This window comes from Caulobacter sp. GW821-FHT10A10 (assembly GCF_059415745.1).
In genome coordinates, this window is the sequence record NZ_JBWKNV010000002.1 from 672,132 (window position 1) to 688,190 (window position 16,059).

Here is a 16,059-nt window from a genome sequence, read left to right on the forward strand (position 1 = left end):
GCGGTATCTCCGCAAAATATGCGGAGAATAGGCATGCTATTCTCCGCAAGCCGCGACGCGGCGTTTGCACGCCGCGTCGCTTCCGTCGTCAGTAGCGCAGGCGCAAGCCCAGGGAGGCGCCGGCTTCGCTGTAGGCGTCGTTGGCGCGCAGCTTGGCGTCCACGAAGCCGGTCCAGCCGCTCTTGCTGCGGCTCGACAGGTTGAAGCCGAACTCGCCATAGGCGCCGTCGAAGGCCTTGTCGGTGATCTTGAACGGCGCGCCGGCGCTGAGCAGGGTCACGTCGTTCTTGCCCTTCAGTTCGTCGACGACCCGCACCGAGACGGCGTAGCGGGTCGTCCAGGCCTCGCTGGGGGCCAGGACGCCGGTGACGCGGGCGCCGAGGCTGGCGCGCACGCTCTTGGCGTCCTCGAAGCGGAAGGTCGTACCCGCGGTCGAGACGTCGTCGATGCTGGTGTCGACATAGGTCACGCCGAGGCTCGGCTCGATCACCGCGCCGCCGAAGAACGGCCTGCGCAGGCCGGCCTCGACCGCGCCGCCGAGCGAGGTCACGTCGGCCTTCTGCTGGGTCCAGCCGGCCAGCTGCGAGGCGGCCAGCTTGGCGTTCAGCTGGCTGGCCGCGACCGTGGCCGAGACGAAGGTCCCGCCCGACAGCCAGCTGGCGTAGCCGCTCAGCACCGGGCCCTGCAGCTTGGTCAGGGTGTCGTACTGGTCGAAGCGGGCCTTGGCCTGGGCGTAGCCCAGCGCCGCGCCCCAGGCCAGGCCGCCGTCCGACGCGGCGTTGACGGCGTCGAAGCCGATCGTCGCGTTGGTGGAGTCCTGCTTGTAGGAGGCGTCGTAGGCGTAGGTGTTCGACAGCACGGTCAGCGACTGGCTGGTCTGGCGTTCGGCGCGGGCGGCGTCGGCCTTGAACCAGAAGCCGGTCTTGGTGGACGGCGCGTCGGCCTTGGCCGCCGGGTCCAGCGCGTTGCGCAGCTCGGCGTTGCGGGCGGTACGGTCGGCCGCGCCGTGCCACAGGCCCTGGGCCTGGGCCGCCAGGGTGGCGAACTGGTAGGCCTGGGTCTTGGGGGCGCTGACCAGCACGGTTCCGGTCGAGGCGTTGGCCAGCTGGCTGAAGAACAGGCCCGGCTTGTCGATCGCCCCGCCGAAGATGGCGGCGTTGTACCAGGACGAGCCGCTGTCGAGCACGAAGTCGCCGGCGTGGGTGGTCCCGACGACGACGGCGGTCCCGGTCAGGTTCAGCGCGCCGAAGCCGCTGGCCCGGTCGGCGACCCGCACCTTGGTGACGCCCGAGCTCTGGCCGACGGTCAGGGTGTCGGCCTTGCCGCCGGCGTTGAGGGCGGCGTCGATCGACAGCAGGGCCGCGCCCGAGCCGACATAGCTGGACCCGGTCGCCACGATGCTGTCGCCGACGACGCCGTTGGCCATCTCCAGCACGCCGCTGTTGGCGAACCGCGTCAGGCTCTTGAGGACGAAGCTCGAGCCGCCGACGGCCACGGGGTTGAAGCCCACATAGACCGTGCCGCTGTTGGTCAGGACGTTGGTCCCGCCGCGGAAGTCGAAGGTGGTCAGGGCGCCCAGGGTGATCAGCTTGCCGGAGTTGCCGAAGGCGTCGTCGCCGGCCGCGAAGATCGACTCGCCGCCGGTCTCGAAGTTGGTGCCGGCGGCGCTGACCAACTGGCCGCTGTCGGCGCCGGTCAGGGCCGAGAAGTCGACCCGGCCGGCGATCGTGCCGCTGTTGTTGACCACGACCGAGCCGCCGGTGGCGCGCAGGGCCACGTCGTAGACCGAGCCGCTGACCGACTGGATCGTCGCGCCCGACGCCACGTTGAGGGTCGAGTGCTCGCCCTTGGCGGTGTCGAGGGTGATGACCGCCGAATTGGCGCTGTCGATCTTGCCGGCGATCACCGCGCCCGAGGCGATGTTGATCACGCCGCCGCCGGTGGAGACGGCCTGGATGGCCGGGCCGCTGGCCGAGATCACGTTGCCGCCGATGTTCAGCTCCAGCCCGCCGGTGCCCGAGGTCGCCGCGATGCCGACGCCCGAGGCGCCGCTCACCGTCCCGGTGGTGGTCAGGCTGGTCGAGCCCGCGCCGCTGGTCGAGACGACCAGGCCCTGGGTCGAGCCGCTGATCGAGCCGGCGTTGACGACGCTGACGTCGCCGCCGGCCGAGGAGACGACGAAGCCCGCGCCGTCGAAGCCGCGCACGATGGCCCCGGCGGCGGTGGCGACGGTCACCGTCCCCGAGCCGGTCGAGACCACCGAGGCGCCGATGTCGCCCTCGGCCACGCCGCCGGCGGCGGTGTAGGTGACGTCGCCCGCGCCCTCCACGACCACGCCATAGGCGCCGGGGTCGATGATGCCGCTGGTCGTGACGACGACCGCGCCCGTGCCGTGGTTCACGGCGTAGATGCCCGCGCTCTGCTGGCCCGAGCCGGGGGCGACATAGATGCCGCCGCTGGAGTTGATGACCAGGTCCTGTGAGCCGCCGAGGATCTCGGCGCGGATGCCCGTGCCGACCCAGCCGTTTTCACCAGCCACGCCGATCGAACCGGCCTGGTTGATGGTGATCGAGCCGGTGGCGGTGCTGGCGTTGATGCCGACGGCCGCGCCGGGCGAGATGGTCCCGGTCGCGCCGGTGGTCACGGCGATGTCGCCGGCCTCCGTCGTGGCCAGGATCCCCGTGCCCGTCGTGACGATGGCGGCGTTGTTGGCGACGGTGATGTCGCCGGCCCCGACCGTCGCGGCCGAGACGCCGACCGCGCCCTTCAGCGTGGTTCCGGCGGCGGTCGTGACGCTGGCGTTGCCGACGCCGCGCACCTGGGCGCGGATGGCCGCCTGGGCGCCCGTCACGTCGCCCCGGGTCTCGACGATCACGCCGCCATTGGCCCCGCCAACGCCCGAGATCGCCTCGACGCCGTTGTAGCCGCCCGACACCGCGCCGCGGGTCAGGATCGAGATCAGGGCCGCCTGGTCGCTTTCGGCGTAGACGCCGTCCCAGGTCGAGCCGCCCGTCCCGTTGTTGGCGATCGCCGAATTGGCCTCGATGACGATGTCGCCGCCGACGGTCTGGGCGCTGATGGCCGAGCCGCCGGTGGAGGTGACGGTCCCGGCCGAGCGGATGGTCAGGCTGTTGTCGTTGCGGACGCCGAAGTTGACGCCGACCAGGCCGAAGGTGGAGGCGGCGTTCACATCGCCCGAGACGTCGATCAGCACCTTGCCGTCGGCGCCGGTCCCCTGGCTGGAGGCCACGATGCCGCGCGTGCCGGCCGAGACCGTGCTGGCGTAGACGTTGACGTCGCCCGAGCCGGTGGCGAATAGGCCGGTGCCGGCGGCGGCGTTGACCGCCCCGATGCGCTGGGTCGCAGAGCCCAACGACACGGCGGCCGCGCCGCCGCGCACCCGCACGCCGTCGGTCTGGGCGGTGATCGCGCCGGTGGTGACGCTGACCGCGCCGCCGGCGCTCTGGATCTCGACCGCGCGGCCGCTGGCGGCGGTCACGCCGGCCGTGGCCACGGTGATCGCGCCGGTTCCGCCGGTGGTCTGGGCGAAGATGCCGCCGGCCGCGCCGCCGGTGACAAGGCCGGTGGCCGAGACGTCGATCGCGCCGCCGCTGGACAGGGCGGTGACGCCGTAGCCGCTGGTCTGGTTGACGCCGGTGACGTCGTTGAGGCTGTTCTGAGAGACGCCGCCGCCATTGGTCGCGGTGACCGCGCCGGTCGAGACCGACACCGCGCCCGCGCCGCTGGCGAAGACGCCCGGACCGTTCGTACCGGTCACCGCCGCCAGGTCGAGGTCGATGCCGCCCTTGCCGGTCGAGATGGCGACGACGCCGGCCTGGCCCCGGATCGCGGCGTCGGCGGCGATGTCGATCGCGCCGTGATCGACGGCGCTGCGCAGGAAGGCCTCGATCCCGTTGTACGAGCCGGTGACCGTGCCGTGGGTGGTGATCGAGATGTTGTTGTCGTCGTAGCCCTCGGCATAGACGCCGTCCCACGTGCCGGTGGCCTGCGAAGCGTTGGCCTGGATCGCGCCGTTGGCGACGACGGTGATGTCGCCGGCGTTGGCCTGGGCGCTGATCGCCGAACCGCCGGTCGAGGTGACCGCGCCGGTGGTGATGCTCACGGTGTTGGCCGCCAGCACGCCGTTGTTGAGGCCCAGCACGCCGTAGCTGCCGCCCGCGACGACCGTGCCGTTGACGTCGATCACCACCTTGCCGTCGGGGTTGGAGCCTTGGCTGGAGGCCAGGACGCCGCGCGTGGCGGCGGTGACGTCGGTGGCGTAGATGCTGACGTCGCCCGAGCCGGTGGCGAACAGGCCCGTGCCGCCGGCGGCGTTGACCGTGCCGATGCGGTCGCTCGCCGTGCCGACGGTGATGGCGCCGGCCGTCGAACCGTCGCCCCAGCCGCGCACCCGCACGCCGTCCGTGGCGGCGGTGATGGCGCCGGCCGTGACGGTCACCGGGCCGCTGGCCGAGTTGACCTCGATCGCGCGCCCCGCGCCGGCCGTGACGTCGGCGAGGTCGAGGGTGACGCCGCCCGCGCCGTCGCCGGCCGCCGAGCGGACATAGAGGCCGCCGGCCGCGCCGCCGGTCAGGGTTCCGGTCGAGGTCACGTCCACCGCGCCGAGCGAGGAGGTGGCGTTGATCGCGTAGCCCGCCGCGCCGGTGACGCCGGTCGCGTCGTTGACGGCGTCGAGGGTGATCGCGCCACCGACGGCGGCGCTGACCGCGCCGGTCGAGATCGAGATGTCGCGCTTGCCGTTGGCGAAGACGCCGTGGCCTTCGGTGGCGATCACGTCGGCCAGGTCGAGGGTGATCTTGCCGTCGCCGGTGGATTCGGCGCCGACGCCTTCGTACTTGCCGGTGACGGTCTGGGTGGCGGTGATGTCGATCGCGCCGCCGGTCGTGGCCGCCGTGGCGTTGGCGTAGATCGCCCAGACGCCTTCGACCGTACCGTTGGTGACGACGCCGATGTTTCCGTTCTCGTAAGTCTTGGCCCAGACGCCGTTGCTGCCGGTCGACTTCAAGGCGCCGTCGGCGGTGATCGAGATGTCGCCGTTGACGGCTTCGGCGCTGATGGCGGTGCTGGTCCCGGCGGTGATCGCGCCGGCGGCGCGGATCGTCAGGTCGTTGCCGACGGCCTCGCCGTAGTTGACGCCGATGATCCCGTAGGAGCCGGCGTTGATCTCGCCGCTGACGTCGACCACGACGTCGCCGTTAGGCGCCGTGCCCTGGCTGGCGGCCACGATGCCGCGCGTGCCGGCGGTCACGTCGGTGGCGTAGACGTTCACGTCGCCCTGGCTGGAGGCGAAGATCGCCGTGGCGTTGGTGCTGGTCGCCGAGCCCAGCCGGCGCTCGGCCGTGCCGACGCTGACCGTGCCCGCGCCGCCGACGGTCGAGTTGTTGGCCGAGACGGCGTTGCCCGTGCGGGCGCTGACCGAGCCGGCGTGGACGGTGATGGCGCCCGCGCCGCCGGTGGCGACATAGACGCCGACGCCGTCGCCCCGGATCGAGCCGGCCACGTCGACGTCGATCTGGCCGCCCGCGCCGCGCAGGTCGACGCCGTTGCCGGTCGTGCCGACGAACGACGAGCCGGCGTCGGTCGCCGTGACGCTGAGCGCGCCCGCGCCCGAGGTGGTCAGGTAGACGCCGGTGGCGCCGGTGACGGTGTTGGGGCCGTTCAGGGTGTAGGAAATGTCGCCCGAGCCGGTGGTGCGACCGAACACGGCGTTGCTGGAGGTGCTGTCCACGCCCACCGTCGAAAGGGTGATGTCGCCCGCGCCCGAGGTGTTGGTCGAGATCCCGCCCGCGCCGCCGCGGATGGCCGCGGTCGCGTCGACGCCGACGTCGCCGCCGGTCGATTGGGCGTAGATCGCCGCATAGGCGCTGCGCGTCGTCGCGCCGACCGTGTCGCCGAGCGTGACCTGGACGTCGCCGGTTCCGTCGGTCACGGCGAAGACGGTGTTGGCGCCGCCTTCCAGCTTGCCGCCGGCGGCGGTGGTGACGGCGATGTCCCCCGCGCCCGACGTCGTGGCGTTGATGGCCGAGCCGGCCGACGTGGCGGTGATCGCAGTGGTCACGCCGCCGTCGGCGCCGACCGTCACTTCGCCGCCGTAGGAGAGCGCGCGTACGCCCACGGCGCTGACGATCGTTCCGCCCTTGGAGTCGATGGAGACGTCGCCGGTGCGGTAGGCCGCGCCGAGCACGCCGACAGCGCCGCCGCTGACGGTGTTGGCGCCGTTGAGGATGGCGACCGAGCCGTTCAGCGAGCTGGCGCTGAGGCCCGTCCCGTTGGAGACCGCGCCGACATAGGTTCCGAGCCCGCCGCTGGCGTCGAGCAGGATGTCCTGGGTGTCGGTGTAGACCGAGACGGCGGCCGAGCCGCCCTGGATGCTGTTGACGCCGTCGAGCGTGACCAGGATCTGGCCGGCCGTGGTGTCGAGCGACGAAACGCTGACGCCGCTCCAGGTGTTGGCGGTGACGGCGATCACCGCGTCGGTGACGCCGACCTGGCCGTTGACCCCCGTAGTGACCGAAACGCCGCTGCCCGCGCCGCCGTCGAATATGCCGCCGCTGGTGGTCGTGGTGATCGTCCCGGCGGTCAGGGCCTGACCCGGGGCGCCGTTCAGCACGGCCTGGGCGCCGGCGAGGCTGGGCGCGAGCGCGCACAGCGCCGCGATCGAGGCGCTCGTCATCATCGTCCGCGACAGGCGGTCGTTGGTCTTCTTCATGTGGCTTCAGTCCCCCGAAGGACCGCGATCCGGCATCACGGCCCCGTCTGGCGCGTTGGCGCGCCATTGTTGCAAGCATGAGCGCTAGCACCGCGCTCGGTGACCGTCGTGTTCCAACATTGGAACATTTGGGGGGTGGACGAGCGCTCGGCCGCCGAGTCCAGGCCGGTCTCGGCGACCGGGGTTCGAACCGCGTCGCGGCGGCGTCAAGAAATTCGATCAGGCCGTGTAATGTATTTCAATGCGCGGCGTTCAAGCTTCCATTCAGTAACGCCGTCTTGGCGTCTGCAAAATGATGGTTTTTGAATCGTGAGGGGCGGCTTTGATGAAGTAATGCGGCTTTTGGTCGCGGCGGCGCGCCTGGAACGGCGGCGAGAATAGTCATACAGCCACGCTTGTAGGTCGCAAGCGCCGGCCGCTAGCATCGGCGGCGAAGACTTGGTGAAAGCTTGACTGTTCGGACGAGAGGTTCAGCGACGATGACCGCAGCGCGGCCTGGGCCATCGACCGGAGGGCTGGGCCGATGGGCGCGGTGACGTCCCCTGTTTTTGGCCCCGCTTCGGGATCGCTTCTGGCGCGTCTGGCCTCGCGCGTGGGCGTCGCGCTGCTGGTCGCCGCCGTCCTGGCGGTGGCGCTCGTCGCGATCGTCATCCCGCTCAGCTTCAAGGACCAGGCGCTGTTCGCGCTGGCGACCATCGTCGGGGTGATCGCGGCCAATCGCCTGTCGCAGTCCAAGCACTTGACCATTGCCTTGTGCGTCGTCTCGGTGATCGTCAGCACCCGCTATCTGTGGTGGCGCACGACCGAGACCCTGCATTTCCGCAATCCGGGCGAGGCCTTCTTCGGCACGGGCCTTTACCTGGCCGAGATCTACGCCTGGCTGATCCTGCTGCTGGGCTACCTGCAGACCGCCTGGCCCCTGCAGCGACCGGTGCGTCCGATCACCGGGGCGCCGGCGACCTGGCCCAAGGTCGACGTCTACATCCCGACCTACAACGAGAGCCTGGAGATCGTGCAGGACACGGTGCTGGCGGCGCTGGGCATGGATTACCCGCGCGACCGCTTCAAGGTGTACCTGCTGGACGACGGCCGCCGGCCCGAGTTCAAGGCCTTCGCCGAGAAGGCCGGCGCCATCTACATGACCCGGCCCGACAACTTCGGGGCCAAGGCCGGCAACCTCAACCACGCCCTGGGTCAGACCGAGGCCGAGCTGGTCTGCATCTTCGACTGCGACCACATCCCCACGCGCGCCTTCCTGCAGATGACCGTCGGCTGGTTCCAGGAGGACGCGCGCCTGGCCCTGTTGCAGACGCCGCACCACTTCTATTCGCCCGATCCGGTGCAGCGGAACATCCAGACGGTGAAGGACATCCCGGGCGAGGGCGACCTCTTCTACGGCGTCGTCCAGCCGGGCAACGACCTGTGGAACGCCGCCTTCTTCTGCGGCTCCTGCGCCATCATCCGCCGCTCGGCCCTGGAAGAGACCCACGGCTTCGCGCACGAGACCGTCACCGAGGACGCCCACACCGCGCTGAAGCTGCAACGCCGGGGCTGGAACACGGCCTTCCTGGAAATCCGGCTGTCGGCGGGCCTGGCGACCGAGCGCCTGGCCCTGCACATCGGCCAGCGCATCCGCTGGGCGCGCGGCATGACCCAGATCTTCCGGATCGACAATCCCTTGTTCGGCAAGGGGCTGAGCCTGGCCCAACGGCTCTGTTACCTGAATGCGATGCTGCACTTCCAGTTTCCGCTGCCGCGCATCGTGTTCCTGACCTCGCCGCTGGTCTTCCTGCTGCTGGGGTTCAACATCATCAGCGCCTCGGCCCCGATGATCCTGGCCTACGCCCTGCCGCACCTGGTGCACTCGATCGTCACCAACAACCGCATGCAGGGCGAGGAACGCATGGCGTTCTGGGGCGAGATCTACGAGACCCTGCTGGCCTTCCACCTGCTGGGTCCGACGATCGTCACCCTGTTCGCGCCCAAGCACGGCAAGTTCAACGTCACCGACAAGGGCGGCCGGCTGGAGAAGGGCTATTTCGACTGGTCGCTGATGTGGCCGCACATCGTGGTCGCGGGCCTGTTGATCGCCGGCCTCTGCTTCGCCATGTGGCGGCTGCTGACCGCCGAGGCCGACTTCGTGCTGGTCGGCACCCTGGTGCTCAACGCCTTCTGGACGCTGTTCAGCCTGCTGGTGCTGCTCACCGCCATCGCCGTCGGCCGCGAGACCCGGCAGGTGCGCCAGCACGTGCGCATCGAGGCCGTCCTGCCCGCTCGCCTACGGCTGACCAACGGCGAGGTGCTGGAGGTCCAGACCCGCGAGGTCTCGATGGGCGGCCTGTCGGCGATCATTCCCGACGGCTTCTGGGGCGAGGAGCGCCACCTCGACACGGTCGAGTTCCTGCAGGACGAGCGCGCCCGTCCGTTCAAGGCGCGCGCCATCATGTTCGACAAGGGGGTCCTGAGAGTGCAGTTCCTGCCGCTCGGCTTCGCCGAACGCCGCGACCTGGTGCGCAATGTCGTCGGCCGCGCCGACGCCTGGGTGCCCAACGCCCACTGGGCGCCGGTGCGTCCCCTGTCCGCCCTGGCGGGGCTGGTCCGGGCCAGCGCCAGCATCCTGTTCTGGTGGCGGGCGGCCAAGCCGGCGGCCCTGACGCCCCGTTCGCGCACGGGCGGCGGATCCGACGGTGGCGGGCGGGCGGCGGTGATCGTCGCGGGCCTGCTGCTGGCCGGCGGCCTGGGCTGGAGCGGGCAGGCGAGAGCGCAGGATCCCGCCCCCGCCACCGTCGCGGCGCCGTCGGGCTCGACCCGCGTGCTGACCCTCAAGGACCTGGGTTTCGGCCAGTCGCTGCGCCTGCGCGGCGTACAGGGCGAGGCCGGCGTCGACTTCACCCTGCGCCGCGACGAGGTGGTGACCGCCGCTCGTCTCGTCGTCTCGGGCGCCTATTCGCCGTCGCTGCTGGGCGACCTGTCGCAGCTGGCCGTGACCCTGAACGGCGAGCCGGCCGGCGCGGTCATGCTGACCCCCGACCGGGCGGCCGGAACCGAGTGGTCGATCCCGATCGATCCGGCCCTGTTCCTGCGCGACAACAACCTGAACCTCCGCTTCATCGGCCACTACACCCGGGCCTGCGAGGACCCGCAGCACTCGTCGCTGTGGATGACGGTGAGCAACCAGCGCTCGCGCCTGGAGCTGACGGTTTCGCGCCTGCCGGCGAGCCCGGACCTGTCGATGCTGCCCGGGCCGTTCTTCGACAAGGGCGGCGGCAAGCTGGTGCTGCCGTTCGTGTTCGCCGAGACCCCGTCCGACGCCGTGCTGCGCGGGGCGGGGGCGGCGGCGTCCTATTTCGGCATGCGGGCCAGCTATCGCGGCTTTGCCTTCCCAACCCTGATCGGCGCCCTGCCGCAGGGCGAGGGCGTGGTGTTCGGCCAGTCGGGCCAGACGATCGGCGGCCTGACCCTGCCGCAGGTGAACGGCCCGACCCTGGCCGTGGTCGCCAACCCCCAGGCCCCCGACCATCGCCTGCTGCTGGTGATCGGCCGCGACACCTCGGAGATCCGCCGCGCGGCCCTGGCGCTCAGCATCTCGCAAGGCGGGCTGAACGGCGCCATGGCCCAGGTCGACACCGCCCTGATCGCCCCGCGCGCGGCCTATGACGCCCCGCGCTGGCTGCGCATGGACCGTCCCGTCCGCCTGGGCGAACTGGTCGACGCCCAGCTGCTGCAGGCGCCCGGCATGTCGCCGGCGCCGGTCTCCGTGCCGTTCCGCGTCGCCCCCGACCTCTTCCTGTGGCCGGTGCAGGGCGCGCCGCTGCGCGTGCGCTACCGCTATCCGAAGGGGCCGTGGTTCGATCGCGAGCAGTCGCGACTGGACGTGTCGCTGAACGGCCAGTACCTGCGCTCCTACCGGCTCAGCGCCCAGGACCGCACCGCCGAAGTCCAGGGCCTGTTCAACCGCTTCGCCCGCAACGAGCACAGCCTCGATCTGCCGCCCTACCTGCTGTTCGGCGCCAGCCAGCTGCAGTTCTATTTCGACATCAAGAGCAACAAGACCGGCGCATGCCAGGGCCAGCTACCGACCAACGTCCATAGCGGGATCGATCCGGACACCACGATCGACCTCAGCGGGGGCCGTCACTTCGCGGCCCTGCCGAACCTGGCCTTCTTCGCCAGCGCCGGTTTCCCGTTCACCCGCAACGCCGACCTCGACAAGACCACCGTCGTGCTCGACGCCAATCCCGGAGCGGCCGACATCGAGGCCTATCTGGCGCTGATGGGCCGGTTCGGCGACGTCACCGGCGCGCCGGTCACCCGGGTGGCGATCGCGCGCGACGCCGACGCGGCCGCGCTGAAGGGTCGCGACGTGCTGCTGATCGGCCGCCCCGACATGGTCCGCCGGTTCGGGGCGCTGTTCGCCGGCGCGCCGGTGCGCTTCGAGGACGACCGCCTGCGCCTGAAACTGGCCGCGCCGATCGAGCGCCTGTTCCTGATGGCCAATGGCGAGGCCTCGGCCGGCCGCGACCACGCCGACGACCTGCTGGTGGCCGGCGAAGGCTTCGAAGGCCTGGTCAGCTTCCGCTCGCCCTTCGACCGGGGCCGGGCGGTGGTGGCCGTGCTGGCCAGCGATCCGACCCGCCTGCCGGCGGTGGTCGCCCGTCTCGACGACCCGGCCCAGAACGCCCGCATCCAGGGCGACCTGGCCATCGTCACCGAGGAGGGCTTCTCCAGCTTCCAGGTCGGCAAGGTCTTCCACACCGGCGACCTGCCCTGGTGGGTCTACGGCATGTGGTGGCTGAGCCAGCGGCCGCTGCTGCTGGCGCTGTCGATCTTCGGCGTCGGCCTGGCCCTGTCGTTCCCGCTCATCGTCGCGCTGAAGGCCATCGCGCGACGCCGTCTTGAAGGTAGCGCCAAGTGAAGTCCCTGCGTCGCATGTCCGTGGAAGCCGCCCTGGCCGCCATCCTGCTGGCGGGCGGGACAGCGCAGGTCGCCCAGGCCCAGGGGGGAAGCGCGGCGGTCGGCGCCCTGGTCCGCCAGGGCGACTTCTGGAGCCAGAAGGGTCGCAAGGACCTGGCGGCCGACGCCTACAAGCGCGCCCTGGCGGCCGATCCCAACAACGCGGCGGCCAAGCGGGGTCTTGCGGCCCTCGACGCGCCGAGCGGCGGGGCCAAGACGCCTTCGGGTGGAGCGACCGCCGGCGGCGCCGACCTGGCCAAGGCCCGGGGCCTGGCCCAGCGAGGCGAGAACGCGGCGGCCGCGGCGGCCTACCGCCAGGCGTTCGGCGGCTCCACCCCGCCCGACGCCGTCGCGCTGGAATACTATCAGACCCTGGCCGGCGCGCCGGGCGGGGTCGCCCAGGCCCAGACGGGCCTGCGGGCGCTGTCGGCCCGCAAGCCGGGCGACCAGAACGTGCAGTTGGCGCTGGGCCAGGCCCTGACCTATCGCGAGGGCACCCGCCGCGAGGGCGTGGCCTTGCTGGCCCGCCTGGCGGGCGGCGGCGGTTCCGTCGCCGGCAAGGCCGCCAGCGCCTGGCGCCAGGCCCTGACCTGGATGGACGAGAGCCCGCGCAACGCCGACCTGTTCGGCGATTACCTGGCCGCCCGTCCCAACGACGCCGAGATCTCGCGCAAGCTGGCCGCGGCCCGCACCGCGCCCAAGGCTCCGGCCGCCGCGGCCGTCGATCCGTCGGCGGGCGACCGCGCCAAGGGCTTCGAGGCCTTGCAGGGCGGCGATGTCGCCGAGGCCGAACGGCGCTTCCAGGCGGCCCTGGCCCGCCGCGCGGGCGACGCCGACGCTCTGGGCGGGTTTGGTCTCGTGCGGCTCCAGGCCCAGCGCTTCGGCGAGGCCGCCGATCTCTTGGGACGGGCCAGCCGGTCCAGCCCCGCCAGCGCCGGCCGCTGGAAGGAGGCCCTGACCAGCGCCCGCTTCTACGCCGGCCTGCAGGACGCCCAGGCCGCGCTCGACCAGGGCCAGGTGATCAAGGCCGAGCAGACGCTGCGGCCGCTGACCGCCGAGACCTATCCCGACCGCCTGCTGGCGCGGGGCCTGCTGGCCGAGGCGCTGCGCCGCCAGGGCAAGGCGGCCGAGGCCGAGAGCGCCTATCGCGCCGTGCTGGCGGCCGCGCCCAACCAGGCCGAGGCCCAGCAGGGTCTCGTCCAGGTGCTGCTCGACCAGGGCCGCACGGCCGAGGCCGACGCGCTGGCGGCCGCCTCGCCGGCCTTGCAGCCCGACGCCAGCGGCCAGAACGTGCTGCGCGGCCGCATCGACCACGAGCGCGCCAGCCAGCTGTGGGCCAATGGCGACCTGTCGGGCGCCAACGCCGCCTTCGAGAGCGCCCTGGCCGCCGCGCCGTCCGATCCCTGGGTGCGGCTCGATTTCGCCCGCTTCCTGGCCGGCCAGGGCGAGGCCCAGGCCGCCGAGGGCCTGATGGCCCCGGTCGGCGCCGGAACCCAGCCCGAGCAGATCCACGCCGCCGCCGTCTTCGCCGACCAGCAGGGCCGCCCATCCGAGGCCCTGGCCCTGCTCGACCGCGCGCCCGTCGGCAAGATGACGCCGGAGATGACCGCCCTGCGCGGCCGGCTCGAGATCGACGCCGCCATCGACCAGGCCAAACAAGGCGGCGGCGTCGCCTCCTTGCGCGCCCTGGCCGCCCGCCCGGCGCTGCCGGTCGCGGCGCAGGGGCGCCTGGCCTCGGCGCTCTACGACCTGGGCGACCGCCAGACGGCCCTGGCCATGGCCCAGCGCACCCTGGTCGAGGGCGTCGTCGAGGCGCCGGCCGGTTATGACGGCATGGTCGCGGTGCTGGCCAAGGCCGGGCGCGACGCCGAGGCCGCCGCCATCGTCCGCCAGGCCGCCTCCCGCTCCGGCGCGTCGCCGGACGGCGCCCGCGCCGTCGCCGACCTGACCGCCACCCTCGGGGCCGAGCGGGCCGACCGCCTGCGCCAGGCCGGCGATCTGGCCAGCGCCTTCGACGTGCTGTCGGCCGCTTTCGCGGTGGCCCCGCGCAACACCCGCCTGCTGGCCCCGCTGGGTCGCGTCTACCAGGACGGCCAGATGTACGACGAGGCCGCCCAGGCCTTCGCCGCCCTGCTGCGGGCCAAGCCGGGCGACAAGGAGGCCCTGATCGGCCTGGCCGACGCCTCGGCCGCCAAGGGCGACGTGGCGAGCGCCCGCCGCACGCTCGCCCAGGCCATCGCCGCCAGTCCGCGCGACGCCGACCTCTATCTCGCCTCGGCCCGGGTCGAGCGCCAGGCCGGCGACGAGAAGGCGGCGCTGGAGGCCCTGCGCATGGCCCGCACCCTGCGTGAGCGGCGACCGACCTTCGGTTCGGGCCTCGACGCCGTGCTGGCGCCGGGCGGTTCGAACGCCACGCCCGGCGGCGGCCTTGGCCCCAACCCGTTCACGTCCGGCGGCGTTCCGGCGCGGGCGGCGGTGTTGCCGGTGGCGGCCGGCCGCTACGACCTGATGACCTCGGCCGCCGCCGCGCCCCTCGCCGGCGTCGACGTCGCGTCGGGCGGCGACCAACTGGCCGGCGTGCTGACCCCGGCCGCGCCGACGCCAGCCGCCGAACGCAGCTTCGCCGGTGTCGCCTTCCCGTTCACCGGCCGCAACGGCCGCGCGGGCGAGGCCGCCTCGCCGCGTCCCACGACCACCGTCGCGCCGTCGCCGGGCAATCCGTTCGTGGCCCCGGCCGCGCGCGACCCGGTGGTCGGCGACATCGACCGCCAGATCGCCGAGATCACCGCCCGCACCGCGGCCGAGGTCTCCGGCTCGGCCCAGATCCGCGCTCGCTCGGGCGAGGCGGGGCTGGGGCGGCTGCACGAGCTGTCGGCCCGGGCCGCGGCCTCGGCGTCGCTGGGCGAGGTGCGGTTCACCGCCTCGATCTCGCCGGTCAGCATCGACGGCGGCACGCCCTCGGGCTCGGCCGAGCAGCGCTACGGCGCCAACCAGATCATCAACGCCCGCGCCATCGTCGGCGCCTTCGCGCCGGTCTATGCCGCCGCCCCGCCGCAGAGCGCCTCGGGGGCGGCGATCAACCTGGCCATGGCGGCGGGGCCCCTGTCGGCCGACATCGGCACGACCCCGATCGGCTTCGGCGACATCGACGTCGCCGGCGGGGTCGCGTTCGCGCCGCGCCTGGGCGCCAACGGCCAGGCCAAGCTGTGGATCGAGCGCCGCCCGGTCACCGACAGCGTCGTGGCCTATGCCGGGGCGCGCGACCCGGTCACCGGCCAGCGCTGGGGCCGCGTCATGCGCACCGGCGGCGGGGCCAGCCTGTCCTATGACGACGGCGCCTCGGGGCTCTACGGCGACGCCAGCTACGGCCACTATGACGGCGAGCACGTGGCCGACAACGACAGCTACCAGGTCAATCTGGGCGGCTACATCCGCCCCTATCGCCGCGGCGAGACGGAGGTTCAGGTCGGCTTCAACCTCAATCAGCAGGGTTTCGACAACAACCAGAACTTCTTCAGCCTGGGCCACGGCGGCTATTTCAGCCCCAAGTCGTTCACCAGCCTGACCGCGCCGATCAGCGTCACCGGTCGCCAGGGGCCGTGGAAGTTCAAGGGCGCGATCGCGCCGGGCTACCAGACCTACAACCAGGCCGGGGCGGCCTACTTCCCGATGGACGTCGCCTTGCAGACCGAGCTCAACACCCTGGCCCTGTCCGACAGCGACGTCTTCCCGCGCTATCTGGCGGAGAGCGCCAGCGGCTTTGGCATATCGGGCGGGCTGTCGGCCGACTACCAGTTCCGGCCGGGCGCCAGCATCGGCGGGGCCGTCAACTTCAACACCTTCGGCGTCTACAACGAGACCGCCGTCAGCGTGGGCGTCAAGCAGACCCTGGGCGGGGAGGGCGGCCGATGAGCGGAGACGACGCCCAGGCCAGAGACCTCGACTACCTGAACCGCCGCCGCGTCAGCCCGCAGTGGTCGCCGTTCCTGGCGGCCCTGGCCGGAGAGCTGACCGCCGTCGCCGACCACACCGCCGCCCGGCGCTTCCTGCGGGCCACCGGCGAGCGCATGGCCCGCCGCTTCGCCCTGCCGACCGTCGAGACGCTCGACGAGCTGGAGGCGCAGCTGAACGCCGTGCTGGGCGGGATGGACTGGGGCTGGACCCGGCTGGCGGCGGCGGACGATCATATCCTCATCACCCATGGGGCCTGTCCCAATGCGCTCGACGACGACGACAGACGAGCATGGCCGCCGCTCATGGCCGAGATTCTGGCGGGGGCCTACGGCGCCTGGCTCGCCGCCCAGGGCAGCCCTGGCGGCGTCACCACCTGCCGCGATCCTTCGGCTTCGCCGCTGGTGTTCGAGCACCGGGTCTAG

General features: G+C 72.4%; 4 protein-coding genes. 3 read left to right on the forward strand and 1 reads right to left on the reverse strand.

The window, feature by feature from the left end:
* Positions 1–88: 88 nt before the first annotated feature.
* Positions 89–6,730, reverse strand: coding sequence for a hypothetical protein (locus AC07NS_RS08025; RefSeq protein ID WP_494602630.1), 6,642 nt, complete (start codon positions 6,728–6,730; stop codon positions 89–91).
* Positions 6,731–7,322: 592 nt separating this feature from the next.
* Here AC07NS_RS08025 and bcsA point away from each other — a divergent pair.
* From bcsA to bcsD, 3 genes are read left to right on the forward strand one after another with little or no spacing between them, the layout of a single operon-like run.
* Positions 7,323–11,645: a UDP-forming cellulose synthase catalytic subunit gene (gene bcsA / locus AC07NS_RS08030; RefSeq protein WP_494602631.1), complete on the forward strand. Its 4,323-nt coding sequence runs from the start codon at positions 7,323–7,325 to the stop codon at positions 11,643–11,645.
* A 14-nt stretch (positions 11,646–11,659) separates the two neighbouring features.
* Complete coding sequence (locus AC07NS_RS08035; RefSeq protein ID WP_494602632.1) at positions 11,660–15,595, forward strand: cellulose synthase subunit BcsC-related outer membrane protein; 3,936 nt, start codon at positions 11,660–11,662, stop codon at positions 15,593–15,595.
* Positions 15,592–16,059 carry a cellulose biosynthesis protein BcsD gene (gene bcsD / locus AC07NS_RS08040; RefSeq protein WP_494602633.1) on the forward strand — a complete coding sequence of 156 codons (468 nt, stop codon included), beginning with the start codon at positions 15,592–15,594 and terminating at the stop codon, positions 16,057–16,059. Before AC07NS_RS08035 ends, bcsD begins: the two co-directional genes overlap by 4 nt.

Excerpts from the sequence above, each read along its gene's own strand:
- AC07NS_RS08035 (WP_494602632.1), top strand. The coding sequence starts at position 11,660 with ATGTCCGTGGAAGCCGCCCTGGCCGCCATCCTGCTGGCGGGCGGGACA.
- bcsD (WP_494602633.1), top strand. The coding sequence starts at position 15,592 with ATGAGCGGAGACGACGCCCAGGCCAGAGACCTCGACTACCTGAACCGC.
- AC07NS_RS08025 (WP_494602630.1), bottom strand. The coding sequence starts at position 6,730 with ATGAAGAAGACCAACGACCGCCTGTCGCGGACGATGATGACGAGCGCC.